The organism is Pseudomonas sp. S34 (assembly GCF_009866745.1).
Classification (GTDB): Bacteria; Pseudomonadota; Gammaproteobacteria; order Pseudomonadales; family Pseudomonadaceae; genus Aquipseudomonas; species Aquipseudomonas jessenii.
Map to the genome: position 1 here is coordinate 356,205 of NZ_CP019398.1, position 25,480 is coordinate 381,684.

The following is a 25,480-nucleotide window of genomic DNA, read 5'->3' on the forward strand; positions in this document are numbered from 1 at the left end:
AGACCCGGTTGTTGATGGGCTGGGTCGATATACTAGGCGCTGGATTACCGGGCGGCAGGGTTGATCAGATTCTGAACACACCACAATCCCTTGTGGGAGCGAGCTTGCTCGCGATAGCGCACTGACATTCAACATTAATGCTGAATGTTATGGCCTCATCGCGAGCAAGCTCGCTCCTACAGAGGGTTGTGGTGTTTTCGCACTAGACTGATCAGACACTGTACCGCTTGGACTTGCCTCATGATGGGGCCGCTTAGGGATATCGACCATGCAATGGATGTTCATGCTGATAGGGCTGGTGCTCGGCTGGATACTCGACGAGTCATTCAGCGATGCGCTGCTGGGCGCGTTATTCGGATTGGGTATCGGCCAGGCCCTTCGCATGGCTCGCATGGACTCGCAGGCAGTCGAGCAGCAGCGTTTGCTGGAACAGGCGCAGGTAGCGCTGCAGGCGGTCGAGCAACGGCTGGCGCTGCTCGAAGCATCGGGCGTCAAGGCGCCGGAAACCCGCGAGCCACTTGTCTCACCTGAAACCATCCTCGATGAAGCGCCTGCCGCAGCCCCGGAGTTGGTCTGGGAGCTGCCGCCCGAACTCGAGCCGATCGCCGCAGCGGCCACCGAAACCAACCGTTCGCAGCCCGCCGATGCCTGGAAGCCCGAGCCGATCGCTCACCAGGCACAACCACCTGTCCCTCCGCGTGGCCCGAACCTTATCGATCGCGCCATCAGCCGTGCCCGAGCCTGGTTGTTCGGTGGCAATACCGTGTTGCGGGTCGGCGTGGTGCTGTTGTTCCTCGGCCTGGCCTTTTTGCTGCGCTATGCCACCGAAGGCGTGGTGGTGCCGGTTGAGTTGCGGTACGCAGGCGTTGCGGCGGCAGCCTTGGGGTTGCTCGGGCTAGGCTGGTGGTTACGGGCGCGCAACAGCAGTTATGCGTTGATCCTGCAAGGGGCCGGGATCGCCGTGTTGTACCTGACGGTGTTTGCCGCGATGCGCCTGCATCCGCTGCTCGATCCCACGGCGGGGTTTGGCCTGCTGGTGGCGGTGACAGTCTGTTCGGCGATTCTCGCCATTACCCAGGACTCCCTGGGGTTGGCCGCCGCGGCCGCACTGGGCGGATTCGCCGCGCCGCTGCTGGCCTCCACCGGCGCCGGCAGCCACGTCGCGCTGTTCAGCTATTTTGCCCTGCTCAACGCCGGCATCTTCGCCATCGCCTGGTTCAAGGCCTGGCGGCTGTTGAATGTCATCGGGTTCAGCGGCACCTTCGGCATCGGTTTCGCCTGGGGCCTGCGTTCCTACTCGCCGGAGCAGTTGTGGAGCACCGAGCCGTTTCTGATTTTGTTTTTCCTGATGTACCTGGCCATTGGTCTGCTGTTCGCCCGGCGCAGGCTGCTGGAAATGAGCGATGCACCGGCAGAGAGCAGTCGCGAATCGCTGCTGCAATGGTCGGCGCGCAAGGGCGACTACGTCGACGGCACGCTGCTGTTCGGTCCGCCGCTGGTGGGTTTCGGCTTGCAGTTCGCGCTGGTGCAGCATCTGGAGTTCGCTGCGGCGTTCAGTGCCTTGGCGCTGGGCATGATTTACATGGGACTTGCCCGTTGGCTGATGGCCGGGCGCACGCTGTTGCTGGGGGAAACCTGCCTGGCCTTGGGCGTGATCTTCACCAGCCTGGCGATTCCGCTGGGGCTCGATGCACGCTGGACGACCGCGGCGTGGGCGGTGGAGGGCGCGGGGATCTTCTGGCTCGGCCTTCGCCAGCAAAGGCCCCTGGCCCGGGCGTTTGCCTTGCTCCTGCAACTGGGCTCGGCGCTGGTGTTTCTCAGCGAGCTGCACAACAGCGAGAGCAGCCTGCTCGGTGGTGTACCGCTAGGCGCGCTGTTACTGGGCATTGCGTTGTTGTTCAGCTTCTACCAGTTGCGTAAAGCCTTGCCGGAGCAGATCAGGCCTTGGGAGCTAAAAGGTCTGCCAGTCCTGGCGTGCCTCGGGCTGGCGTTTCTCTATTTGCTGGCGCCGTTGTTTTTCTTCAGCCACGGCACGGTGATCGGTTGGGCCTTGGCCGGGGCGTTGACGTTGTTGGTTGGCTTGCGCCTGCCATCGCGCACATTCGTGTTCACCGCGCTCGCTGTGCAACTGTTGGGTGGTGCACTGTTCCTGGCGACGGGGCCGCTGTTCAGTGAAGGGCTGAGTCCCCTGGCTCATGCTGGATTCTGGGCGCCGCTGGTGTTGGGGCTGGCAGCGATGGTCGGGGCCTGGCGTCTGCAGATAGGTCCTTCGCCCGAAGCATTCGAAGGGCTGAGCCTGTTGCGATTGTCCCAGGCGTTGCTGGTGTGGGGCGCGGGCTGGTGGGCGTTGGCCTGGGTCATCGAAGTGCTGCATTTTGCGTCGCTGCCGATGCAGGCGACTTTGTTGTTAAGCATCGCAGCTCTGAGTGTTGCGCTATGGACGGTGTTGGCGCTGCGCCTGAAATGGCCGTCACTGGGGGTGCTCGGTACGGTGTTGATTCCCGCGGCGGCGCTGGTGCTGCTGGCGGCCTGGCACTCGCGTTACCACCCGGCGGCCGACGTCGGCTGGCTGGCGTGGGCCGCCGTGTTCGTAGTGCATTTCATGTCCCTGCGACGCCTGGCGCCCATGCTGCCAGCACGCGTGACGAGTGTCGCCCATGTGCTCGGCTGTTGGCTGTTGATGGGGGTGCTGGCGCTGGAGCTGCGTTATGGCTTGCTGGTGTTGTCCGAGCAATACAACGCTTGGCGCTGGTTGGGTTGGGCGATTCTGCCAAGTCTGTATCTGGTTCTGATGGCGGCGCCTCGCGCGTGGCCGTGGCCGGTGGCGGCGTACTCGAGGGAATACCGTGTATACGCCGCCGCGCCGCTGGCGTTGCTGATGCTCGGCTGGTTCTGGCTGGCGAATGTCGCCAGTGACGGCAACGCCGAGCCACTGCCCTACGTGCCATTGATCAACCCGCTGGAGCTGGGCGTGTTGTTCGCGCTGTTCGGCATCTATGTCTGGTCCCGCAGCGCCATGACACAACTGTCGCTGCACAAGGATTACGCCGCCATCGCCACGCAAGGGGTCGCAGGTGCCTCGCTGTTCGTGTTCTTTACGGCATTGGTAATGCGTACGGCGCACCATTGGAGCGGGGTGCCGTTCGAGCTGGACCTGTTGTTGGCGTCGATGCGGGTGCAAGCCGGGTTGTCCATCGTCTGGACCTTGATGGCCCTGAGCCTGATGATCGGTGGCCATTTGCGTCGCCACCGCGAAGTCTGGTTGATCGGCGCCGCCTTGATAGGTGTGGTCGTGGCTAAGCTGTTCTTTGTCGAATTGAGTAATCGCGGCGGGCTGGCGCGGATCGTGTCGTTTATCGGTGTCGGCGTGTTGCTGCTGGTGGTGGGCTATTTCGCCCCGCTGCCGCCCAAGCGTGCCGAAGCTGTGCCGGATGTCGAGAAACCGGTCCCGGAATCCGAAGGAGTGTCGTCTTGAGTCAGAAGCTGAACCTGGGTTGGTTGGGCGCTGTTGCCATGGGCGTAGTGTTGTCGGCGGTTGCCCAGGAAAAACCGGCGGACTTCACCACCCAAGTGCCTTTGTCGGTGACGGGCGAAGGGCCCTGGTATCGCCTTGAGCTGCCCCTGAACGTACAACTGAATGCACGGCAGGCCGACCTGAGCGATGTGCGTGTGTTCAATGCGGCGGGCGAAGTTCAGGCGTATGCCCTGGCCCGGGAAACGGCGCGGAGCAATGAAGCGCGCACCTTGACCGAGGTGAAATGGTTTCCGTTGTACAACTCGGTGGACGCCACTGAAACCGCGCCGAGCGTGCGGGTGCAATCGAGCACCAACGGCACATTGGTCGAGGTGCAGCCCTCCAGTCAGCTGGAGGCGGGTGAGGAAGAGCTGCGCGGCTGGTTGCTCGACGCTTCGGCTATCAAGGCGCCGTTGCAGCAGTTGGTTCTGGACTGGAGCAGCGAGCGCGACGGCTTCCAGCGTTTCACCATCGAAGCTAGCGACGATTTGCAGCATTGGCAGTCCTGGGGCGAAGGGCAGGTGGCGCGCCTGACTTTTTCCGACGAGCGGGTCGAACAGCATGAAGTCAACCTGCCGGGCCAGTCGGCACGCTACCTGCGGTTACTGTGGATCACGCCGCATTCGGCACCGACACTGACTTCGGCGCAACTACAGAGCGCCAGTACCCGCAGCCTGCCGCTGCCGTTGGTCTGGTCCCAAGGGTTGACCGGCAGCAGTGTGAAGGCGGGTGAATACACCTGGCAGTTGCCGATGGGGCTGAATGTCGAGCGGGTGCAGGTCGAGTTGAGCCAGCCCAACAGTCTGGCGCCAGTGCGCCTGGCCGGCCGTCGCGACAGCAGTCTGCCATGGCAGTCGTTGGGCAGCGGTTTGCTCTATCGCCTGGCCCAGAACGGTCAGGATGTGGTGCAAAACGAATTGCAGTTGTCCGGGCAAATCGTCCAGCAATTGAAGCTGACCGTGGACGAACGCGGTGGCGGCCTGGGTGATCGGGCGCCGACGCTGAAGTATGCCGTGCGTGCCACACAACTGGTGTTCCTGGCGCGCGGGCCTGGGCCTTACACGCTGGTCGTGGGGAATTCGACGGCGAAGGCGGCGAACTTGCCGCTGTCGACGCTGATTCCGGATTACAGCCCGGCGAAGCTCGCGACCTTGGGCAGGGCCATTGTGGATGTCGGGGCGGTGGTTTCGAATGCATCGACAGAGAAAACGCTGGCGACGACGGACATCTCCTGGAAGAAGTTCGGCTTGTGGGCGGTGTTGTTGCTCAGTGTCCTGTTCCTGGCGGCGATGGCGTTCAGCTTGCTGCGCAAGCCCTCTGTCAAATCCTGAAGAAGGCTGGCGCTTCGCGCCATTCGCGAGCAAGCCCGCTCCCACACTGGATCTGCTTTGTGGCACAAATGGTGTGTGCACAGCTGGTCCAATGTGGGAGCGGGCTTGCTCGCGAATACGGACTACCGATCACCAAAGATATCGAAATCTGCTATCCATTGGAGCTCCACGCGCGGCCCATTTCCTACTACGCTCATCCCCGCACATGAACTCTCTTTGGCCGATCACGTCTGATAGGAGGAAATGCGCCCCGACTCGCGTTAAACTGCGCGGGTTTTTAGCCCCCCCATTCCACCGGAGCCTTCCATGTCCCGCGTTACCTTGAGTCGCTATTTGATTGAGCAGACCCGCAGCAACAACACTCCTGCCGATCTGCGCTTCCTGATCGAAGTGGTGGCGCGTGCCTGCAAGGAGATCAACCACGCCGTGTCCAAAGGCGCCCTGGGTGGCGTTCTGGGCAGCATGGGCACTGAAAACGTCCAGGGCGAAGTGCAGAAAAAGCTCGACGTGATCTCCAACGAGATCCTGCTCGAAGCCAACGAATGGGGCGGTCACCTGGCCGGCATGGCGTCCGAAGAAATGGACAATGCCTACCAGATCCCGGGCAAATACCCGAAAGGCGCGTACCTGCTGGTATTCGACCCGCTGGACGGTTCGTCGAACATCGACATCAACGCCCCGGTCGGCACCATTTTCTCGGTACTGCGTTGCCCGAACGAATACCTGAGCCAGAACGAGCCCTTGAATGAGAAGGCTTTCCTGCAGCCAGGCACCCAGCAAGTGGCCGCCGGTTACGCGATCTACGGCCCGCAGACCATGCTGATCCTGACCCTGGGCGACGGCGTGAAAGGTTTCACCCTGGACCGTGAGATGGGCAGTTTCGTACTGACCCACGAAAACATCACCATTCCTGAAACCACCCAGGAATTCGCCATCAACGCTTCCAACCAGCGTCACTGGGAAGCACCGGTACAGCGCTACGTCAGCGAATTGCTGGCCGGCGATGAAGGCCCGCTGAAAAAGAACTACAACATGCGCTGGGTTGCCGCGATGGTGGCTGACGTGCACCGCATCCTGACCCGTGGCGGTCTGTTCATGTACCCACGCGACAGCCGCGAGCCGTCGAAGCCGGGCAAACTGCGCCTGATGTACGAAGCCAACCCGATGTCGTTCCTGGTGGAACAGGCAGGCGGCGCGTCCACCGACGGCCACCAGCGCATCCTCGACATCCAGCCGGAAGGCCTGCACCAGCGTGTTGCGGTGTTCCTCGGTTCGAAAGAAGAAGTTGCCCGCGTCACGGCTTACCACAAGGAATAAACCATGACCGCGCCCTGGCAGCCGTTGCTTGATTGGTGGTTCGGAAGTTTCGGGTCAGCGAAGGAAGTGGCGGCGCAGAAGGGCAAGTTGTGGTTTGGCAAGCGCGACAGCCAGGACCTCGAAGCGCGTGAGCGTTTCGGGGGCCAGGCCGAGCAGGCACTGGCCGGCGGATTGACCGAGTGGATGCAATGTCCAGAAGGTTGGCTGGCCCTGGTGCTGTTGCTCGATCAAATCCCGCGAATGATCTTTCGCGATACTCCCAAAGCATTCTCCGGCGATTCCCGCGCACAGAAATTGGTAGCCCAAGGTATTGCGGCGGATTTCGATCGCCAGTTGCAGCCGATTCAGCGGGTGTTCATCTATCTGGTGTTCGAGCACAGCGAAAACCTCGCGGTGCAAAACGAAGGTGTCTCGCGCTATATCGAACTGGTGGCGCAGCAGCCTGAAGGTGACCGAACGCTGTTTGCCGATTACCTGGATTACGCCGAACGGCATCAGAGGGTAATTGCGCAGTTTGGGCGGTTTCCCCATCGCAATGCGGTGTTGGGGCGGGAGTCTACGGCTGAGGAGTTGGCGTTTCTGTCGAAGCCTGGATCAAGCTTCTAGCTCTTCTTTGCGGCTGATTCCGTCTTCGCGAGCAAGCCCGCTCCCACAAGGGATTCGTGAACGACACAGATCCACTGTGGGAGCGGGCTTGCTCGCGAAGAGGCCCGCTACATCACCTCAAATCCTGAAGCTACCAACCAATTGCTTCAACCGCGCCGCCTGCTGCTCTAGATCGGCACACGCACGCAAGGTCGACTGCAGGTTCTCCACACCTTCCTGATTCAGCGTGTTGATTTCGGTGATGTCGACGTTGATCGACTCCACCACGGCGGTCTGTTCCTCGGTCGCGGTGGCCACCGACTGGTTCATGCCATCGATCTCCCCGATGCGCTGGGTCACGCTGCCCAAGCGTTCGCCCGCCTGGTTGGCGATGCCGACGCTGCTTTCGCTCTGGCGCTGGCTGTCGGTCATGATGCCCACCGCTGCCCGGGCACCGACTTGCAGCTCTTCGATCATCGTCTGCACTTGCTGCGCCGAGTCCTGGGTGCGGTGAGCGAGGTTGCGCACCTCATCGGCCACCACGGCAAAACCACGACCGGCCTCGCCGGCACGGGCCGCTTCAATGGCGGCGTTGAGTGCCAGCAAGTTGGTCTGCTGGGAGATGCTGGTGATCACTTCCAGGATCTGCCCGATGTTGACCGTGTTGCTGTTGAGGGTCTCGATGTTGCCGCACGAGTCGCTGATCTTGGCCGACAGTTGCTGCATCGCCGCGATGGTTTTATCCACCACCTGTTGACCGTCTTCGGCCAGGCTGCGGGCATCGCTGGAATGTTGCGAGGCGAGGGCGGCGTTCTGGGCGATTTCCTGGGCGGCGGCACCGAGCTGGTTGATCGCCGCGGCCACGCTGCTGGTGCGCGAGGCTTGCTGGTCGGAGTTGAACATCGACGAGTTCGAGGCGGCGACTACCCGCAGCGCCACTTCGTTGACTTGGCCGGTGGCCGAGGATACTTCGATGATCGAGGTATGGATGCGCTCGACGAAACGGTTGAACGACAGCCCCAGCGCGCCGAATTCGTCGTGGCCGTGAATGGTCAGGCGCTTGGTCAAGTCACCTTCGCCTTCGGCGATGTCATGCATGGCGCGACCCATGGTCAGCAACGGTTGCATCAACAGGCTGATCAGCATGCCCAGCAGGGCGAAGATGATCACCACCGCAATGACCATGGCGATGATCGCCGAGGTGCGGAATTCGCTGAGCATCGAGAACGCGGTTTCCTGGTCGAGTACCAGCGCTACGTACCAGTCCGCCGATGGCACGCCGTTGACGTGGGTGAATGAGATGAACTGGCGCTTGCCGTCGATCTCGATTTCCTTCATGCCCGGGCTGACTTTCGGCGCGCCGTTGGGGTAGGCCTCGGTCAGGTTCTTGAGTACCAGCTTGCTGTCCGGGTGAATCAGGATCTTGCCGTCGGCACCGACGATGAACGCATGGCCGTGACCGCCGAAGTTCAGCGAGTTGATGATCGCGCTGACGCTGGACAGGTCGATGTCGGCGCCGGCGACACCGATCATCTGGCCCAGGTGCTGCACCGGGGTGGCGACTGTGATCACCAGCTTGCCAGAGGAGGCGGCGATGTAGGGTTCGGTGACGATGGTCTGTTGCGCACTATTGGCCGCCTTGTACCAGCCACGGGCGCGCGGATCGTAGTCCGCCGCGCGGTTGCCCGCCGGGACCGAGAACATCACGCCGTCGGCGCCACCGAAGTAACTCAGCTGGAAGTTACCGGTGTAGGCGGGCAGGTCGATGATTCGTTTCAGGCCAGCGGGAGCATTGCCGTCGGCGTTGATCTGTTGGGCCATCGACTGCAGCAATTGCATGCGGCTTTCCAGCCAGGTCTGGATGTTGCTGGTGGTCAGGCTGCCGAGCTCCTGCATCGAGGCTTCGGTACTGTTGCGCAAGGTTTCGCGTTGGCGATAGTCGTTGAACAGGATGAAACAAGCGAATGCGACGGCCACCACGAGGGCGGCAGCCAGCAAAATCTTGTGGCTGAACTTCATGTTTCTGGTCATGGATGAGCTACCGCAGAGGGGCTGTTCTACAAAATGAGGGAGCAAATGCCACTGACGTGGCTTTGCGTTGCATTTATGTCGACTGAACGGCGCCAAAGATTAGGCGAATTCTCTGAAAAACGACGAAATACCCGGTAAACAGGCAAAGTGGCTGATTTTCGGCAAAAGGCAGACGAGTGGCCCGATAAATAGCCTGTCGGGCAGGGAACCTGACAGGGGTTTTCTCTTCTAAGCTTCAGCTTGGCAGCCATGCCAATCCCCTACGCCCCCGGAGTTTCACCATGTCGTTGCGTTCCATCGCCCTGCTTTCATTCTGCGTATTGCTCGCTGCCTGCAGCAAGGTCAATCAGGAAAACTACTCGAAGCTCTCCGCCGGCATGGCCAAGGCCGATGTGGAGACCCTGTTGGGCAAACCCGCCGATTGTTCAGGCGCGCTCGGCATGTCCAGCTGCACCTGGGGCGACAAGAACAGCTTTATCAGCGTGCAGTTCGCCGGTGACAAAGTGCTGATGTTTTCCGGCCAAGGCCTGAAGTAAACCGGGGCGATCGCCCACGGGAGAAAAATAATGAAGCGGTTATTGATCATCCTTTTTGCCGGCCTGGTGTTGGCCGGCTGTGCCACGTCTGGCCAGGACCCATTGGCCCCCAAGACGGTCAATAGCGTCAACCTCAAGCGCTACCAGGGCACCTGGTACGAGCTGGCTCGTATGCCGATGTACTTCCAGCGCGACTGCGCGCAGTCCGAAGCCCATTACACGCTCAAGCCCGACGGCAACCTCGCAGTGCTGAACCGCTGCCTGACGGCACAGTGGCAATGGGAAGAGGTCAAGGGCACGGCTTATCCACAGGTGCCCGGCAAGAGCGACAAGCTGTGGGTCGAGTTCGATACCTGGTTTTCCAGGCTGATCCCGGGTTCGGCGAAGGGCGAATACTGGGTGCTGTACGTCAGCGATGACTACAAGACCGCCATCGTCGGCGACCCGAGTCGCAAGTATCTGTGGCTGTTGTCGCGCACGCCGACCGTGAACGGTGTGGTGCGTGAGGAGTTGCTGAGCAAGGCACGTCAGCAGGGGTACGACACCACGCGGCTGATCTGGCGGGCCTCGGAAAAGCAGATGGCCGAGACCTCGAACTAACTGTCGACACATATCCAAATGTGGGAGCGGGCTTGCTCGCGAAGAGGGTGTCACATTCAACAGAGATGTTGATTGACAGTCCGCCTTCGCGAGCAAGCCCGCTCCCACATTTTTGTTTTGTGTCAGCCCAGGAGTTCGCGCAGTACCTGGGTGAAGGCGCGGCTGCTTTCTTCCTCGTCGGCATGCTGCCCGTCACGCACTACCCACTGGCCATTGACCAACACATCCCGCACCTGGCGATCGCCGCCGGCAAACAACCAGCGGTTGAGAATTCCGTCGCCGCTGGCCGTTGCCAGATACGGGTCGTTGCCATCGAGCACTAGCCAGTCGGCGCGCTTACCGACTTCCAGAGCGCCAATCGGCTGCCCCAGCGCCTGGGCACCACCATCCAGCGCGGCATCAAACAGCGTGCGGCCGACCATTGGCTGATCCGCGCCGTACAAACGATTACGCCGCTGGTCACGCAGACGCTGGCCGTATTCCAGCCAGCGCAATTCTTCCACCACGCTCAATGACACGTGACTGTCGGAACCGATGCCCATGCGGCCGCCCTGGGCGAGGAAATCCACCGCCGGGAAAATCCCGTCGCCCAGGTTGGCTTCGGTGGTCAGGCACAGGCCGGCGATGGCGCGGCTCCTGGCCATCGACGTGACTTCTTCCGGGTTGGCGTGGGTCGCGTGGACCAGGCACCAGCGCTGGTCGACTTCGACGTTTTCGTACAGCCATTGCAGCGGACGACGACCGCTCCAGGTCAGGCAGTCGTCGACTTCTTTCTGCTGCTCGGCGATGTGGATGTGCACCGGGCATTGTTTGTCGCTGGCGGCCAGCACTTCGCTGATCTGTTGCGGCGCGACCGCGCGCAGCGAGTGGAAACACAGGCCCAGGGCCTGCGCCGGCTGCTGCGCCAGGAGCGGTTGCAGTCGCGATTGCAGCTTGAGGTAATTTTCGGTGCTGTTGATGAAGCGACGCTGACCTTCGTTCGGAGTCTGGCCGCCGAAACCGGAGTGGCTGTAGAGCACCGGCAGCAGGGTCAGACCGATACCCGCGGAACCTGCAGCCTGGCTGATACGCAGGGCCAGTTCGGCCGGGTCCGCGTAAGGCTGGCCACTGATGTCATGGTGTACGTAATGAAATTCCGCCACCGATGTGTAACCGGCCTTGAGCATTTCGATGTACAGCTGACGGGCGATGACGCCGAGTTGTTCCGGGCTGATTTTTCCGACGAGGCGATACATCAGGTCGCGCCAGGTCCAGAAACTGTCGTTCGGATTTCCCGCCACTTCCGCCAGCCCGGCCATGGCCCGCTGGAAGGCGTGGGAGTGCAGGTTCGGCATGCCAGGCAGCAGCGGACCGCTCAACCGCTCGGCGCCATCTGCATGGGAATCGGCCTGGATATGGGTCAAAACGCCGTCGGCGCTGACCTCAAGACGTACATTGTTGGCCCATCCACTAGGCAGCAGCGCGCGTTCGGCAAAGAAGGCGGACATGGTTCAGCACCCCATCGTGTGTTATTTGTATATACATATACAGACGTTTGCCTGCCCGGTAAACTCCGGCAAGCTAGCAATCTCTTTTCAACGAACAAGGATTAACCGTGCCGACTCCGCCTCCAGTCTCTCCGTTGGCCGCGAACATGGGCGACAGTCCGGCGCCCTTGTACGCCCGCGTCAAACAAATGATCACCCAGCAAATCGACAGTGGAAACTGGCCGCCGCACTACCGCGTTCCGTCGGAAAGCGAGCTGGTCAGCCAGTTGGGCTTCAGCCGCATGACCATCAACCGCGCCCTGCGCGAGATGACCGCCGATGGCCTGCTGGTGCGCATGCAAGGCGTCGGCACGTTCGTCGCCGAGCCGAAAAGCCAGTCTGCCTTGTTCGAAGTGCACAACATCGCCGATGAAATCGCCTCTCGCGGTCATCGCCACACCTGCAAGGTCATCACCCTTGAAGAAGAGGCCGCCGGCTCCGAGCGCGCCCTGGCCCTGGACATGCGCGAAGGGCAGAAGGTGTTCCACTCGCTGATCGTGCATTTCGAAAACGATATTCCGGTGCAAATCGAAGACCGTTTCGTCAATGCGCTGGTGGCGCCGGACTACCTCAAGCAGGACTTCACCCTGCAAACGCCCTACGCCTACCTGAACCAGGTCGCGCCGCTGACCGAAGGCGAGCACGTGGTCGAGGCGATCCTGGCCGAGTCGTCCGAATGCAAATTGCTGCAGATTGAAAAAGGCGAGCCGTGCCTGCTGATCCGTCGCCGCACCTGGTCCGGCCGTCAGCCGGTGACCGCCGCCCGCTTGATCCACCCCGGTTCCCGTCATCGTCTGGAAGGTCGGTTCCATAAATGAATGAGCTGAAAGTTTTACGCGCCAAGGATTACCCGCGCATGCCGTGGAAGAACGGCGGCGGCAGTACCGAAGAAATCACCCGCGATGCCGGCACCGGTCTGGATGGCTTTGGCTGGCGCCTGTCGATTGCCGACATTGGCGAATCGGGCGGGTTTTCCACCTTCGCCGGTTACGAGCGAGTGATCACTGTTTTGCAGGGCGACGGCATGAGCCTGACGGTGGATGGCCAGGATACTCGGCCACTGTTACCGCTGGACCCGTATGCCTTCAGCGGTGAAAGCAAGGTTTCCTGCACATTGCTCGGCGGTGCGATTCGCGATTTCAACCTCATTTACGCACCGCAGCGTTACGCCGCGCGGTTGCAGTGGTTGTCGGGCGAGCAGCGGTTTTTCAGTGAGGCGGGGACTGTGCTGGTCTTCAGCATCAGCGATGCGCTTGAAGTAAAGGTCGGTACCAGCGCTTCGCAACTGGGTCGCCACGATTGCCTGCAACTGGTCGGTAACACCGGATTGCTGGAAGTCTCCAGCAATGGCGCTTGCTGCGTGATCGAACTCATCGCACGCTGATACACCATCCCTGTAGGAGCGAGCTCGCTCGCGAATAACCCGAATTCGCCGCTGGGCATCTGGTTCTACGCGTTATCCTTCACGACCATCGCGAGCAAGCTCGGCTCCTACAGGGGGCCATGTTTGCCCGCGATGTTGTGCTACCCCTCAGACCGTTTCCGTCCGCGCACCAACTTGTTACCGAACGCCCCAGTGTGGCGCAAGACCACGCTCAAGTAACAACCCGCCTATCCTCCAAAAAATCCTCTCGAAAAATTTCATCTACGCCAAAACCCTTGTTCCAAGGGCTCTCCAGCTGTTTCCGAATTTTTCTTGAATGCTCATCCAGCAAGTTGGCCGCTTGATTGCATATGCTTGTATGTACAAGTAAAGACGTATGTGTATGAGTCGCGAAGACTCAACCATCGTCCACTGATTCGCCGGTGTGCACTGATGCCCATTGGCTTGCTCGCCCACTGCCTGGGTTGGTTTGGATTGATTGCTGAGGAGTTCTTTTCGTGACCGAGAATAAACGTACCAAGTTTCGCGACGTCGAAATCCGTGCCGCACGCGGTAACAAGCTGACCGCCAAGAGCTGGCTGACTGAAGCGCCGCTGCGCATGCTGATGAACAACCTCGACCCGGAAGTCGCCGAGAACCCTAAAGAACTGGTGGTTTACGGTGGTATCGGTCGCGCTGCACGTAACTGGGAATGCTACGACAAGATCGTCGAAAGCCTGACCAACTTGAACGACGACGAGACCCTGCTGGTGCAATCCGGCAAGCCGGTCGGCGTGTTCAAGACCCACAGCAACGCCCCGCGCGTACTGATCGCCAACTCCAACCTGGTTCCTCACTGGGCGAGCTGGGAACACTTCAACGAACTGGACGCCAAAGGCCTGGCCATGTACGGCCAGATGACCGCCGGCAGCTGGATCTACATCGGCAGCCAGGGCATCGTCCAGGGCACCTACGAAACTTTCGTCGAAGCCGGTCGCCAACACTACAACGATGACCTCAAAGGTCGTTGGGTCCTGACCGCAGGTCTGGGCGGCATGGGTGGCGCCCAGCCTCTGGCTGCAACCCTGGCCGGCGCTTGCTCGCTGAACATCGAATGCCAGCAAGTCAGCATCGATTTCCGCCTGAAAAGCCGCTACGTCGACGAGCAAGCCAAAGACCTCGACGACGCACTGGCCCGCATCGCCAAATACACCAAAGAAGGCAAGGCGATTTCCATCGCTCTGCTGGGCAACGCCGCTGAAATCCTGCCTGAACTGGTCAAGCGCGGTGTGCGTCCGGACATGGTCACCGACCAGACCAGCGCCCACGACCCGCTCAATGGCTACCTGCCAGCCGGCTGGACCTGGGACGAATACCGCGCTCGCGCCAAGACCGAACCTGCCGCCGTGATCAAAGCCGCCAAGCAATCGATGGCCGTGCACGTTAAAGCGATGCTCGACTTCCAGAAGCAAGGCATCCCGACCTTCGACTACGGCAACAACATCCGTCAGATGGCGCAAGAAGAAGGCGTGGAAAACGCATTCGACTTCCCGGGCTTCGTACCGGCCTACATCCGTCCGCTGTTCTGCCGTGGTATCGGCCCGTTCCGTTGGGCGGCACTGTCGGGCAACGCTGAAGACATCTACAAGACCGACGCCAAGGTCAAGGAACTGATCCCGGACGACGCCCACCTGCACAACTGGCTGGACATGGCCCGCGAGCGCATCAGCTTCCAGGGTCTGCCGGCACGTATCTGCTGGGTTGGCCTGGGCCTGCGTGCCAAGCTGGGTCTGGCGTTCAACGAAATGGTGCGCAGCGGCGAGTTGTCCGCACCAATCGTGATCGGTCGCGACCACCTGGACTCCGGTTCGGTATCGAGCCCGAACCGTGAAACCGAATCGATGCAGGACGGTTCCGACGCCGTGTCCGACTGGCCACTGCTCAACGCTCTGCTCAACACCGCGAGCGGCGCGACCTGGGTGTCCCTGCACCACGGCGGCGGCGTCGGTATGGGCTTCTCCCAGCACTCGGGCATGGTGATTGTCTGCGACGGTACCGATGAAGCAGCCGAGCGTATTGCTCGCGTTCTGCACAACGACCCGGCCACCGGTGTCATGCGTCACGCCGATGCCGGTTACCAGATCGCCATCGACTGCGCCAAGGAACAAGGGCTGAACCTGCCGATGATTACCGGCAAGTAACGCTGTACGGCTTTATGTGGGAGCGAGCTTGCTCGCGATGAGGCCGGCACATTCAACACTTGTGCTGGCTGACAGATTGCTATCGCGAGCAAGCTCGCTCCCACAGAAAAGCAGATCACAACGACGCTCAGTGAACTATTAGAACAATCCACAGAGGTTGAACCATGGCTGTTAACAGCGAACGTGCAGGCAACAAACCGTTGATCGAGAAGCGTTCGATCGACTACATCCCGGAAGCGGAAAGACACGGTCGTCTGTTTAGCCAGTTCACCCTGTGGATGGGTGCCAACCTGCAAATCACCGCGATTGTCACCGGCGCATTGGCCGTGGTCCTTGGCGGTGATGTGTTCTGGTCGTTGATCGGTCTGTTGATCGGTCAATTACTGGGTGGTGGCGTGATGGCGCTGCATGCGGCGCAAGGCCCCAAGCTTGGCCTGCCGCAGATGATTTCCAGCCGGGTACAGTTCGGCGTGTACGGCGCGGCCATCCCGATCGTGCTGGTCTGCTTGATGTACCTGGGCTTCACCGCAACGGGAACCGTGTTATCCGGCCAGGCGCTGGGCCAGTTGTTTGGCGTCAGCGACAGCGTCGGTATCCTCATTTTTGCCAGTGTCATCGTGCTGGTCACGGTGCTCGGTTATCGGGTGATCCATTGGATCGGCCGTGTTGCCAGCGTCATCGGTGTGATTGCCTTCGTTTATCTGTTCTGGCGCCTGATGAGCCAGACCGACGTCGGCGCTCTCCTGCAAATCCGTCACTTCAGCTGGAGCAGCTTCCTGCTGGCGGTGTCGCTCGCGGCGTCCTGGCAGATCGCGTTCGGCCCTTACGTGGCTGACTACTCACGCTACCTGCCGAGCAATATTTCCTCGGTGAAGACCTTTTTCGCCGCAGGTGCGGGTTCGGTCATTGGCGCACAGGTGGCGATGGTCCTCGGCGTGTTCGCTGCCGCTTCGGCCAACGGGCAATTCGCCGGTCACGAAGTGGCCTACATCGTTGGTCTGGGCGGTACCGGTGCCACTGCTGCGCTGCTGTACTTCAGCATCGCGTTCGGCAAGGTCACCATCTCCACGCTGAACTCCTACGGTAGCTTCATGTGCATTGCGACCATCATCAGCGGTTTCCGTGGCGACCTGAAGGTGACGCACTTGCAGCGTCTGGTCTTCGTGCTGGTCATCGTCGGTGCTGCGACCCTGATGGCGTTGCTCGGTCAGCACTCGTTCCTCGGCGCGTTCAAGTCTTTCATCCTGTTCTTGCTAGCGTTCTTTACCCCCTGGAGCGCGATCAATCTGGTGGACTACTACTGCATCACTCGCGAGCGCTATGACGTACCGGCTCTGGCCGATCCGAATGGTCGCTACGGTCGTTGGAACCTCCTCGGTATCAGCGTCTATGTGTTCGGTGTGCTGGTGCAGCTGCCGTTCATCTCCACTAAGTTCTATACCGGTCCGCTGGTGGCGGCCCTGGGTGATGTGGATATTTCCTGGGTCATCGGCCTGGTGCTTCCCGCCGCCCTGTATTACCTGTGTGCAAAAAAATGGCACGGCACAGTGCCTGATCGTTTGATCCTGCCGGTCGAGCAGGGCGCGATCACCGAACAAAAGCTGAATGTCGGTCGCGCTGCGGCGCAGGCCTGATTGGACGTGGACAGGGCTGGATGCCTCTTGACTGCCGTAAGCCAATTCATGATTAGGAGCGTCATAACAATGAAATCGAACAAGACCCTGCTGACCGCATTGCTTTCCATGGGCCTGCTGGCCAGCGCTGGCGCCACTCAGGCGGCGGGTTGGTGCGAGTCGGGCAAACCGGTGAAGTTCGCCGGTTTGAACTGGGAAAGCGCCATGCTGCTGACCGACGTGATGCAAGTCGTGCTGGAGAAAGGCTACGACTGCAAGACCGACAGCCTGCCGGGCAACTCCATCACCATGGAAAACGCCCTGAGCAGCAACGACATTCAAGTGTTTGCCGAAGAGTGGGTCGGCCGCAGCGAAGTCTGGAACAAGGCCGAGAAGGCCGGCAAAGTCGTCGGTGTCGGCGCCCCGGTTGTTGGCGCAATCGAAGGCTGGTACGTGCCGCGCTACGTGATCGAAGGCGACGCCAAGCGTAAGCTGGAAGCCAAGGCTCCGGACCTGAAAAACATTGCTGACCTGGGCAAATACTCGGCGGTGTTCAAGGACGCCGAAGAGCCTTCCAAGGGCCGTTTCTACAACTGCCCGGCCGGCTGGACCTGTGAGCTGGACAACAGCGAAATGCTGAAAAGCTACGGCCTGGAAAGCACCTACACCAACTTCCGCCCAGGTACCGGCCCGGCGCTGGATGCCGCTGTGCTGTCGAGCTACAAGCGTGGCGAGCCGATCCTGTTCTACTACTGGTCGCCAACGCCTTTGATGGGCCAGATCGACGCGGTGAAACTCGAAGAGAAACCAGGCGTGAACAAGACAGTGACCATCAAGGTCGGCTTGTCCAAGACGTTCCACGACGAAGCGCCTGAACTGGTGGCCGTGCTGGAAAAGGTCAACGTGCCAATCGACCTGCTGAACCAGAACCTTGGGCGCATGACCAAAGAGCGGATCGAATCACCAAAACTGGCCAAGATCTTCCTGAAGGAACATCCTGAAGTCTGGCACGCATGGGTGAGCGAAGACGCAGCCAAGAAAATCGACGCGGCCTTGTAGGTTGGGCTTCTCCGGCTGTCGGCAACGGCAGTCGGACGCTTGATCGCAACCCCTTGATTGAGAGTCTCTTATGTTTCCCGAAAGCTTTACCTTTTCCATCGCCGACTGGGTCAACGGTTGGGTCGATTCGCTGGTTACCAACTACGGCGACGTTTTCCGCAGCATCTCCGACACCTTGCTGTGGGCCATCGTCAATCTTGAAGGCCTGCTGCGTGCTGCACCCTGGTGGCTGATGCTGGCGATCGTGGCCGGTGTGGCCTGGCACGCGACCCGCAAGGTTGTGACCACCGCCGTCATCGTTGGTTTGCTGTTCCTGGTGGGCGCGGTCGGCCTCTGGGACAAGCTGATGCAGACCCTGGCGCTGATGATGGTGGCCACGGTCATTTCGGTGCTGATCGGCATCCCGTTGGGCATCCTCTCGGCGCGCAGCAATCGACTGCGTTCGGTGCTGATGCCGTTGCTGGACATCATGCAGACCATGCCGAGCTTCGTGTACCTGATCCCGGTTCTGATGCTGTTCGGCCTGGGCAAGGTCCCGGCGATTTTCGCCACGGTGATCTACGCCGCACCACCACTGATCCGTCTGACCGATCTGGGCATTCGCCAAGTCGACGGCGAAGTGATGGAAGCGATCAACGCCTTCGGTGCCAACCGCTGGCAGCAACTGTTCGGCGTGCAACTGCCACTGGCCCTGCCGAGCATCATGGCCGGGATCAACCAGACCACCATGATGGCCCTCTCGATGGTGGTGATCGCCTCGATGATCGGTGCCCGTGGCCTGGGTGAAGACGTGCTGGTGGGGATTCAGACCCTCAACGTCGGGCGTGGCCTTGAAGCCGGTCTGGCGATCGTGATTCTGGCTGTGGTGATCGACCGCATTACACAGGCGTATGGTCGCGCACGGCATGAGGTGAGCAAATGAACAACGCAACCGTGAGCAAGATCGAAGTCAAGAACGTCTTCAAGATTTTCGGCAACCGTTCCAAGGATGCGCTGGCCATGATCGGCCAGGGCAAGACCAAGGACCAGGTTCTGGCCGAAACCGGCTGCGTGGTCGGCGTGAACGACCTGTCGCTGAGCATCGGCAGCGGCGAGATCTTCGTGATCATGGGCCTGTCGGGCTCAGGCAAGTCGACCCTGGTGCGCCACTTCAACCGCCTGATCGACCCGACCAGCGGCGCGATCCTGGTGGACGGCGTGGACATCCTGCAATACGACATGGAAGCCCTGCGCGAATTTCGTCGGCGCAAGATCAGCATGGTGTTCCAGAGCTTTGGCCTGTTGCCGCACAAGAGCGTGCTGGACAACGTCGCCTACGGCTTGAAAATCCGTGGCGAAAGCAAAGCCATGTGCGCTGAGCGTGCGCTGCACTGGATCAACACCGTGGGCCTCAAGGGCTACGAAAACAAATACCCGCACCAGCTATCCGGCGGCATGCGTCAGCGTGTGGGCCTGGCCCGCGCCCTGGCGGCGGACACTGACATCATCCTGATGGACGAAGCGTTCAGCGCCCTCGACCCGCTGATCCGCGCGGAGATGCAGGACCAGTTGCTGGAACTGCAAAAGACCCTGCACAAGACCATCGTTTTCATCACCCACGACCTCGACGAGGCCGTGCGCATCGGCAACCGCATCGCGATTCTCAAGGACGGTCGCCTGATCCAGGTCGGCACGCCAAGGGAGATCCTGCATTCGCCGGCGGATGAGTATGTCGACCGCTTTGTGCAGCGTCGGGCGGCGGTGGTTTAACGAGATTTGCAGTGAATTGGCGGGCCTCTTCGCGAGCAAGCCCGCTCCCACAGTTGATCGCGTTCCAATGTGGGAGCGGGCTTGCTCGCGAAGGCGGCGGTAGAGCTGCATCAACATTCAGGTTGTACGCATGAGGTTAATGATGTCCCAGGCTGAAAAAATCGTTATCACCGAGTCGCAGGTCAGTTGGCAGGATGTGGTCGCCGTTGCTCGTCATGGCGCACAGCTTGAACTGTCGGCACCGATCTGGGCGCGCATCGAAAACGCACAGGCCATCGTCCAGCGCATTGTCACCAGCGGCGAACGTGCCTACGGCATCAACACCGGCCTGGGCGCGCTGTGCAACGTCTCGCTGCAGGACGAACAACTCAGCCAGTTGTCGCGCAACACCTTGCTCAGCCACGCTTGCGGCGTGGGTGCACCGCTGACCGACGAGCAGACCCGCTCGATCATGTGCGCGGCCATCGTCAACTACAGCCACGGCAAATCCGGTCTGCACCGTCAGGTCGTCGAAGCGCTGCTGGCGCTGCTCAACCGGGGCATCACCCCGCAGGTGCCGTCCCAGGGGTCCGTGGGTTACCTGACTCACATGGCGCACATCGGCATCGCGCTGCTGGGCGTGGGCAATGTCAGCTATCGCGGGCAGATCGTTTCCGCGCAGCAAGCGCTGGCCGAAGAAGGTCTGCAAACAGTCAAGCTAGGCGCCAAGGACGGTTTGTGCCTGGTCAACGGTACGCCGTGCATGAGTGGCCTGAGCTGCCTGGCGATTGCCGATGCCACGCGCCTGCTGGAATGGGCCGACGTGATCGGCGCCATGAGCTTCGAAGCACAGCGCGGGCAGATCGATGCGTTCGACGCGGAGATCATCGCGCTCAAGCCGCACCCAGGCATGCAACAGGTCGGGATCAACCTTCGGGCCTTGCTCGACGGCAGCGAAGTGATCGCCCAGAGCAAAGGCATTCGCACCCAGGATGCCCTGAGCATTCGCTCGATCCCGCAGGTGCACGGTGCTGCGCGCGATCAACTGGTGCACGCGATCAAACAGATCGAAACCGAGCTCAATGGCGCCACCGACAACCCGCTGGTGCTGGGTACCGCGGACAATTACCGCGTGGTGTCCCAGGCCAACCCTCATGGCCAGTCCGTGGCAATGGCGGCGGACCTGCTGGCGATCGCCATGGCGGAAATCGGCTCCATCGCCGAGCGTCGTCTGGACCGTTTGATCAACCCGCACGTCAGCGGCCTGCCGGCTTTCCTGGTGGCCAACCCGGGTGTGAACTCCGGGATGATGATCGTGCAATACGTGGCCGCTTCGCTGTGCGCGGAGAACCGTCAATTGGCGCAACCGGCAGTCCTCGACAATTACGTCACTTCCGGACTTCAGGAAGATCACCTGAGCCTGGGCACCAACGCTGCGCTGAAGCTGCATCGCGCCTTGGAAAACTGCACGCAGATCCTCGCCATCGAGTATTTGCTGGCGGCCCAGGCGTTTGAATTCTTGAAGGAACAACGCTTTGGTGCGGGCACCGATACCGCTTGGCGTCTGCTGCGTGAGCGAGTGCCTGCCTACGACCAGGACCGCTGGCTGGCACCAGACATTGCCGCCGCTGCCGCGGTATTGAAAGACCCGATTTTGCTGCACAACGCTTTTCCAGACCTGAACTGATTTCAACAACACCAGCGTGCCAAGGCGCGGCTCCCTAAAAGGTAGACGCGACGGACAACGGACATCTCCGGAGCGTCTGGTGAGTTAATAACAACTCTCAAAAGGAGCAAAAAAATGACTGCGCTAAACCTGATTCCCGGCCAACTGACCCTCGCCCAACTGCGTGACGTCTATCAGCAGCCGGTGAAACTGACCCTCGACAACAGCGCCTCGGCCCAGATCGAAGCCAGCGTTGCCTGCGTGGAACAGATCCTCGCCGAGAACCGCACCGCCTACGGAATCAACACCGGTTTCGGTCTGCTGGCCTCGACCCGCATTGCCAGCGAAGACCTGGAAAACCTGCAGCGCTCGCTGGTGCTGTCCCACGCCGCCGGTGTCGGCCAGCCGATCAGCGATGAGCTGGTGCGTCTGATCATGGTGCTCAAGGTCAACAGCCTGAGCCGTGGTTTCTCTGGCATCCGCCGTGTGGTGATCGACGCGCTGATCGCCCTGATCAATGCCGAGGTTTACCCGCACATTCCATTGAAAGGCTCGGTCGGTGCTTCCGGTGACCTGGCGCCTCTGGCCCATATGTCGCTGGTGCTGCTGGGTGAAGGTAAGGCTCGCTACAAGGGCGAGTGGATGGAAGCCACTGAAGCGCTGAAAGTTGCTGGTCTGACCCCGCTGACTCTGGCTGCGAAAGAAGGTCTGGCGCTGCTCAACGGCACTCAGGTGTCCACCGCATTTGCCCTGCGTGGCCTGTTCGAAGGTGAAGACCTGTTTGCTGGTGCCCTGGCACTGGGCGGCCTGACCGTTGAAGCGGTCCTGGGCTCGCGTTCGCCGTTCGACGCCCGTATCCATGCTGCCCGTGGCCAGAAAGGCCAGATCGACGCCGCCGCCGCTTATCGCGACCTGCTGGGCGAGCGCAGCGAAGTTTCCGACTCCCATGAAAACTGCGAGAAGGTACAAGACCCGTACTCCCTGCGTTGCCAGCCACAAGTCATGGGTGCCTGCCTGACCCAGTTCCGTCAAGCGGCCGAAGTACTGGCGATCGAATCCAACGCCGTTTCCGACAACCCGTTGGTTTTCGCCGCTGAAGGTGACGTGATCTCCGGTGGCAACTTCCACGCCGAGCCGGTGGCCATGGCCGCTGACAACATGGCATTGGCCATCGCTGAAATCGGTTCCCTGAGCGAGCGCCGTATCTCGCTGATGATGGACAAGCACATGTCGCAACTGCCGCCGTTCCTGGTGGCCAACGGCGGTGTGAACTCCGGCTTCATGATCGCCCAGGTGACTGCAGCGGCATTGGCCAGCGAGAACAAGGCGTTGTCCCATCCGCATTCGGTGGACAGCCTGCCGACTTCTGCCAACCAGGAAGACCACGTATCGATGGCTCCGGCGGCTGGCAAGCGCCTGTGGGAAATGGCCGAGAACACCCGTGGGATTCTCGCGGTGGAATGGCTGGCGGCAGCCCAGGGCCTGGACCTGCGCAATGGTCTGAAGACTTCGCCAAAACTGGAAAAAGCCCGTGCCATTCTGCGTAACGAAGTGCCGTTCTATGAGAAGGACCGCTTCTTTGCACCGGATATCAACGCTGCGAGCGAGTTGCTGGCTTCCCGTTGCCTGAACGAGCTGGTTTCGGCGAAGTTGCTGCCTAGCCTGTAATTGCCCCTTCGCGAGCAAGCCCGCTCCCACATGGATTGCGTTGAACCTGTAGGAGCTGGCTTGCCAGCGATTCGATTTTGCGTCGGATAACAATAATTAGGGACGAGAAATGCAACAGCCAGAAAAAGGTTTGAAACGCGGGCTCTCTGCCCGACATATTCGCTTCATGGCGCTGGGGTCGGCAATCGGCACCGGGCTGTTTTATGGATCTGCCTCGGCCATTCAAATGGCCGGTCCTGCGGTACTGCTCGCTTACCTGATCGGTGGCGCGGCGGTGTTCATGGTCATGCGCGCCCTCGGTGAGATGGCGGTGCACAACCCGGTGGCCGGCTCTTTCGGCCAGTACGCCAGCACCTACCTGGGGCCGATGGCGGGCTTCATCCTCGGTTGGACCTACGCATTCGAAATGGTCATCGTCGGCATGGCCGATGTCACTGCATTCGGTATCTACATGGGCTTCTGGTTTCCGGAGGTTTCCCGCTGGATCTGGGTGCTGGGTGTCGTTTCCATCGTTGGCGGCCTGAACCTGTGCAACGTCAAAGTCTTCGGTGAAATGGAGTTCTGGTTGTCGCTGCTCAAGGTCGCCGCCATCGTCGCGATGATCCTGGGTGGTTTCGGCATCATGTGGTTCGGCATCAGCTCGGCCCCCGGCCAAGCGACCGACATCAGCAACCTCTGGAGCCACGGCGGTTTCATGCCCAATGGCATGGGCGGTCTGATCGCTTCGTTCGCGGTGGTGATGTTTGCGTTTGGCGGTATTGAGATCATCGGCGTAACGGCAGGTGAAGCCAAAGACCCGCAGCACGTGCTGCCCCGGGCGATCAATGCTGTACCGTTGCGGATCCTGCTGTTCTATGTGCTGACGATGCTGGTGCTGATGTCGATCTTTCCATGGCAGCAGATCGGCAGCCAGGGCAGCCCGTTCGTGCAGATTTTCGACAAGCTGGGGATCAGCTCGGCGGCCACCATCCTCAACATCGTGGTGATCACGGCGGCGATTTCGGCGATCAACAGTGACATCTTCGGCGCTGGCCGCATGATGTTCGGTCTGGCCCAGCAAGGGCATGCACCCAAAGGCTTCGCGCGCCTGTCGCGCAATGGCGTGCCATGGATGACGGTCGTGGTGATGAGTGCCGCGTTGTTGCTGGGCGTGCTGCTGAACTACCTGATCCCGGAAAACGTGTTCCTGCTGATCGCTTCCATCGCGACCTTTGCCACCGTGTGGGTCTGGCTGATGATTCTGGTGACCCAAGTGGCCATGCGCCGGTCCATGAGCGCCGAGCAGGTTGCACAACTGAAGTTTCCGGTACCGCTCTGGCCCTATGCGCCGGCGGCGGCGATTGCCTTCATGCTGTTCATTTTCGGCGTGCTGGGCTATTTCCCGGACACCCAGGCAGCGCTGATCGTCGGCGTGGTCTGGATCGTGTTGCTGGTGCTGGCTTACCTGACGTGGGTGAAACCGGCGGCGGGCCAGGCAGCCCTGGTGACGCAGGATCCTACTTTTTCTCATCGATAACCTAATGGAGGCCAAGGATGAAAACTCTCTGGCAACACTGTCACGTCGCAACCATGGCACAAGGCGTCTACTCGATCATCGAGGATGCGGCCATCGTGACGTCAGGAGCGCACATTGAGTGGATCGGCCCGCGCGGTGAGTTGCCGGCGGGCGAGTACCCGGCCGTCAATGATTTGAACGGGGCTTGGGTCACGCCGGGCCTGATCGACTGCCACACTCACACGGTGTTCGGCGGTAACCGCAGCGGTGAATTCGAACAGCGCCTGCAAGGCGTCAGCTACGCGGAAATCGCCGCCAGTGGCGGCGGTATCGCCAGCACCGTACGCGCCACCCGCGCAGCCAGCGAAGATGAACTGTTCGCCAGTGCCGCCAAGCGCCTGAAAAGCCTGATGCGTGATGGCGTTACCAGTATCGAAATCAAGTCCGGCTACGGCCTGGACCTGGCCAGCGAGCGCAAGATGCTGCGTGTGGCCCGTCGCCTCGGCGCCGAACTGCCGGTCAGCGTGCGCAGCACCTGCCTGGCGGCTCACGCCTTGCCGCCGGAGTACAAGGATCGCGCTGACGACTATATCGATCACATCTGCGCCGACATGCTCCCGGCCCTGGCTGCCGAAGGGCTGGTCGACGCCGTGGATGCGTTTTGCGAGTACCTGGCGTTCTCCCCGGCGCAGGTCGAGCGGGTGTTCATTACCGCCCAGGCACTGGGCCTGCCAGTGAAGCTGCACGCCGAGCAGTTGTCGTCGCTGCATGGCTCGAGCCTGGCGGCGCGCTATCACGCGTTGTCCGCCGATCACCTGGAGTTCATGACCGAGGACGACGCCATCGCCATGGCCAAGTCCGGTACGGTCGCGGTGCTGTTGCCCGGCGCCTTTTACTTCCTGCGTGAAACCCAATTGCCGCCGATGGAAGCCCTGCGCAAGCACGGCGTGAAAATCGCCATCGCCAGCGACCTCAACCCGGGCACCTCGCCGGCGCTGTCGTTACGCCTGATGCTGAACATGGCTTGCACCTGCTTCCGCATGACCCCGGAAGAAGCCCTGGCCGGCGCGACGATTCATGCCGCCACCGCGCTGGGCATGGCCGATACTCATGGTTCGCTGGAGGTCGGCAAGGTCGCGGATTTTGTCGCCTGGCAAATCGATCGTCCGGCCGACCTGTGTTACTGGCTGGGCGGCGACCTGGAAAAACGCGTCGTGCGCCACGGCGTCGAATCAAGTCTGTAGGAG

The 25,480-nt window shown here is 61.0% G+C and carries 19 protein-coding genes; 17 read left to right on the top strand and 2 right to left on the bottom strand.

All coding sequences use genetic code 11. From position 1 onward, the window contains the following. Window positions 1–268: 268 nt before the first annotated feature. The 4 genes from PspS34_RS01575 (at window position 269) to PspS34_RS01590 (ending at window position 6,768) form a co-directional block, all read left to right on the top strand. A complete protein-coding gene (locus PspS34_RS01575; protein WP_154861211.1) occupies window positions 269–3,475 on the top strand; it encodes a DUF2339 domain-containing protein in 3,207 nt (1,068 codons plus the stop codon). Continuing rightward, a complete protein-coding gene (locus PspS34_RS01580) occupies window positions 3,472–4,845 on the top strand; it encodes a DUF3999 domain-containing protein (RefSeq protein WP_154861210.1) in 1,374 nt (457 codons plus the stop codon). Before PspS34_RS01575 ends, PspS34_RS01580 begins: the two co-directional genes overlap by 4 nt. Before the next feature lie 306 nt (window positions 4,846–5,151). Then, window positions 5,152–6,162: a class 1 fructose-bisphosphatase gene (locus tag PspS34_RS01585; protein WP_150811990.1), complete on the top strand. Its 1,011-nt coding sequence runs from the start codon at window positions 5,152–5,154 to the stop codon at window positions 6,160–6,162. Between the two features lie 3 nt (window positions 6,163–6,165). Continuing rightward, window positions 6,166–6,768, top strand: coding sequence for a DUF924 family protein (locus PspS34_RS01590; protein ID WP_154861209.1), 603 nt, complete (start codon window positions 6,166–6,168; stop codon window positions 6,766–6,768). Window positions 6,769–6,885: 117 nt separating this feature from the next. On the opposite strand, the gene PspS34_RS01595 is transcribed toward PspS34_RS01590, so the two are convergent. Further along, on the bottom strand, window positions 6,886–8,778 hold the full coding sequence (locus tag PspS34_RS01595; protein WP_202982166.1) for a methyl-accepting chemotaxis protein: 1,893 nt from the start codon (window positions 8,776–8,778) through the stop codon (window positions 6,886–6,888). Between the two features lie 281 nt (window positions 8,779–9,059). Here PspS34_RS01595 and PspS34_RS01600 point away from each other — a divergent pair, with 281 nt between their 5' ends. Then, the gene (locus tag PspS34_RS01600) at window positions 9,060–9,314 is read left to right on the top strand and encodes a hypothetical protein (protein WP_007975531.1); all 255 of its coding nucleotides are present in this window, start codon (window positions 9,060–9,062) and stop codon (window positions 9,312–9,314) included. A 30-nt stretch (window positions 9,315–9,344) separates the two neighbouring features. Further along, complete coding sequence (locus PspS34_RS01605) at window positions 9,345–9,914, top strand: lipocalin family protein (RefSeq protein ID WP_057712393.1); 570 nt, start codon at window positions 9,345–9,347, stop codon at window positions 9,912–9,914. A gap of 122 nt (window positions 9,915–10,036) precedes the next feature. On the opposite strand, the gene PspS34_RS01610 is transcribed toward PspS34_RS01605, so the two are convergent. After that, window positions 10,037–11,401: a formimidoylglutamate deiminase gene (locus tag PspS34_RS01610; protein ID WP_159389501.1), complete on the bottom strand. Its 1,365-nt coding sequence runs from the start codon at window positions 11,399–11,401 to the stop codon at window positions 10,037–10,039. 146 nt (window positions 11,402–11,547) lie between these two features. Here PspS34_RS01610 and hutC point away from each other — a divergent pair, with 146 nt between their 5' ends. From hutC to hutI, 11 genes are all read left to right on the top strand, one after another. Then, on the top strand, window positions 11,548–12,258 hold the full coding sequence (gene hutC / locus PspS34_RS01615) for a histidine utilization repressor (RefSeq protein WP_173677901.1): 711 nt from the start codon (window positions 11,548–11,550) through the stop codon (window positions 12,256–12,258). Further along, window positions 12,255–12,824 (top strand): HutD family protein, encoded by a 570-nt coding sequence (locus PspS34_RS01620; RefSeq protein ID WP_154861206.1) that lies wholly within the window; start codon window positions 12,255–12,257, stop codon window positions 12,822–12,824. Before hutC ends, PspS34_RS01620 begins: the two co-directional genes overlap by 4 nt. A gap of 497 nt (window positions 12,825–13,321) precedes the next feature. Beyond that, window positions 13,322–15,004 carry a urocanate hydratase gene (hutU, locus tag PspS34_RS01625; RefSeq protein WP_102672710.1) on the top strand — a complete coding sequence of 561 codons (1,683 nt, stop codon included), beginning with the start codon at window positions 13,322–13,324 and terminating at the stop codon, window positions 15,002–15,004. A 164-nt stretch (window positions 15,005–15,168) separates the two neighbouring features. Further along, window positions 15,169–16,638, top strand: coding sequence for a cytosine permease (locus PspS34_RS01630; RefSeq protein WP_057712389.1), 1,470 nt, complete (start codon window positions 15,169–15,171; stop codon window positions 16,636–16,638). A 69-nt stretch (window positions 16,639–16,707) separates the two neighbouring features. Further along, window positions 16,708–17,676 (top strand): ABC transporter substrate-binding protein, encoded by a 969-nt coding sequence (locus PspS34_RS01635; RefSeq protein ID WP_057712388.1) that lies wholly within the window; start codon window positions 16,708–16,710, stop codon window positions 17,674–17,676. A 70-nt stretch (window positions 17,677–17,746) separates the two neighbouring features. Further along, window positions 17,747–18,598, top strand: a complete 852-nt coding sequence (locus tag PspS34_RS01640; protein ID WP_008058061.1) for a proline/glycine betaine ABC transporter permease — start codon at window positions 17,747–17,749, stop codon at window positions 18,596–18,598. Then, window positions 18,595–19,425, top strand: a complete 831-nt coding sequence (locus PspS34_RS01645) for a glycine betaine/L-proline ABC transporter ATP-binding protein (protein ID WP_052961897.1) — start codon at window positions 18,595–18,597, stop codon at window positions 19,423–19,425. Before PspS34_RS01640 ends, PspS34_RS01645 begins: the two co-directional genes overlap by 4 nt. A gap of 142 nt (window positions 19,426–19,567) precedes the next feature. Continuing rightward, window positions 19,568–21,091: a histidine ammonia-lyase gene (gene hutH / locus PspS34_RS01650; protein WP_154861205.1), complete on the top strand. Its 1,524-nt coding sequence runs from the start codon at window positions 19,568–19,570 to the stop codon at window positions 21,089–21,091. Window positions 21,092–21,205: 114 nt separating this feature from the next. Beyond that, window positions 21,206–22,738: a histidine ammonia-lyase gene (gene hutH, locus PspS34_RS01655; protein WP_090452629.1), complete on the top strand. Its 1,533-nt coding sequence runs from the start codon at window positions 21,206–21,208 to the stop codon at window positions 22,736–22,738. Between the two features lie 109 nt (window positions 22,739–22,847). Then, window positions 22,848–24,254 (top strand): amino acid permease, encoded by a 1,407-nt coding sequence (locus PspS34_RS01660; RefSeq protein ID WP_008002958.1) that lies wholly within the window; start codon window positions 22,848–22,850, stop codon window positions 24,252–24,254. 17 nt (window positions 24,255–24,271) lie between these two features. Then, window positions 24,272–25,477 carry an imidazolonepropionase gene (hutI, locus tag PspS34_RS01665; RefSeq protein WP_154861204.1) on the top strand — a complete coding sequence of 402 codons (1,206 nt, stop codon included), beginning with the start codon at window positions 24,272–24,274 and terminating at the stop codon, window positions 25,475–25,477. Window positions 25,478–25,480: the final 3 nt, after the last annotated feature.

What these genes read in the sequence shown, in the direction of transcription:
- PspS34_RS01590 (WP_154861209.1), top strand. Translation starts at nt 6,166, where the DNA reads ATGACCGCGCCCTGGCAGCCGTTGCTTGATTGGTGGTTCGGAAGTTTC.
- hutH (WP_154861205.1), top strand. Translation starts at nt 19,568, where the DNA reads ATGTCCCAGGCTGAAAAAATCGTTATCACCGAGTCGCAGGTCAGTTGG.
- PspS34_RS01610 (WP_159389501.1), bottom strand. Translation starts at nt 11,401, where the DNA reads ATGTCCGCCTTCTTTGCCGAACGCGCGCTGCTGCCTAGTGGATGGGCC.
- PspS34_RS01635 (WP_057712388.1), top strand. Translation starts at nt 16,708, where the DNA reads ATGAAATCGAACAAGACCCTGCTGACCGCATTGCTTTCCATGGGCCTG.
- PspS34_RS01585 (WP_150811990.1), top strand. Translation starts at nt 5,152, where the DNA reads ATGTCCCGCGTTACCTTGAGTCGCTATTTGATTGAGCAGACCCGCAGC.
- hutI (WP_154861204.1), top strand. Translation starts at nt 24,272, where the DNA reads ATGAAAACTCTCTGGCAACACTGTCACGTCGCAACCATGGCACAAGGC.
- PspS34_RS01620 (WP_154861206.1), top strand. Translation starts at nt 12,255, where the DNA reads ATGAATGAGCTGAAAGTTTTACGCGCCAAGGATTACCCGCGCATGCCG.
- hutH (WP_090452629.1), top strand. Translation starts at nt 21,206, where the DNA reads ATGACTGCGCTAAACCTGATTCCCGGCCAACTGACCCTCGCCCAACTG.
- PspS34_RS01645 (WP_052961897.1), top strand. Translation starts at nt 18,595, where the DNA reads ATGAACAACGCAACCGTGAGCAAGATCGAAGTCAAGAACGTCTTCAAG.
- PspS34_RS01575 (WP_154861211.1), top strand. Translation starts at nt 269, where the DNA reads ATGCAATGGATGTTCATGCTGATAGGGCTGGTGCTCGGCTGGATACTC.
- hutC (WP_173677901.1), top strand. Translation starts at nt 11,548, where the DNA reads ATGGGCGACAGTCCGGCGCCCTTGTACGCCCGCGTCAAACAAATGATC.
- PspS34_RS01605 (WP_057712393.1), top strand. Translation starts at nt 9,345, where the DNA reads ATGAAGCGGTTATTGATCATCCTTTTTGCCGGCCTGGTGTTGGCCGGC.
- PspS34_RS01630 (WP_057712389.1), top strand. Translation starts at nt 15,169, where the DNA reads ATGGCTGTTAACAGCGAACGTGCAGGCAACAAACCGTTGATCGAGAAG.
- PspS34_RS01600 (WP_007975531.1), top strand. Translation starts at nt 9,060, where the DNA reads ATGTCGTTGCGTTCCATCGCCCTGCTTTCATTCTGCGTATTGCTCGCT.
- PspS34_RS01640 (WP_008058061.1), top strand. Translation starts at nt 17,747, where the DNA reads ATGTTTCCCGAAAGCTTTACCTTTTCCATCGCCGACTGGGTCAACGGT.
- PspS34_RS01595 (WP_202982166.1), bottom strand. Translation starts at nt 8,778, where the DNA reads ATGACCAGAAACATGAAGTTCAGCCACAAGATTTTGCTGGCTGCCGCC.
- PspS34_RS01660 (WP_008002958.1), top strand. Translation starts at nt 22,848, where the DNA reads ATGCAACAGCCAGAAAAAGGTTTGAAACGCGGGCTCTCTGCCCGACAT.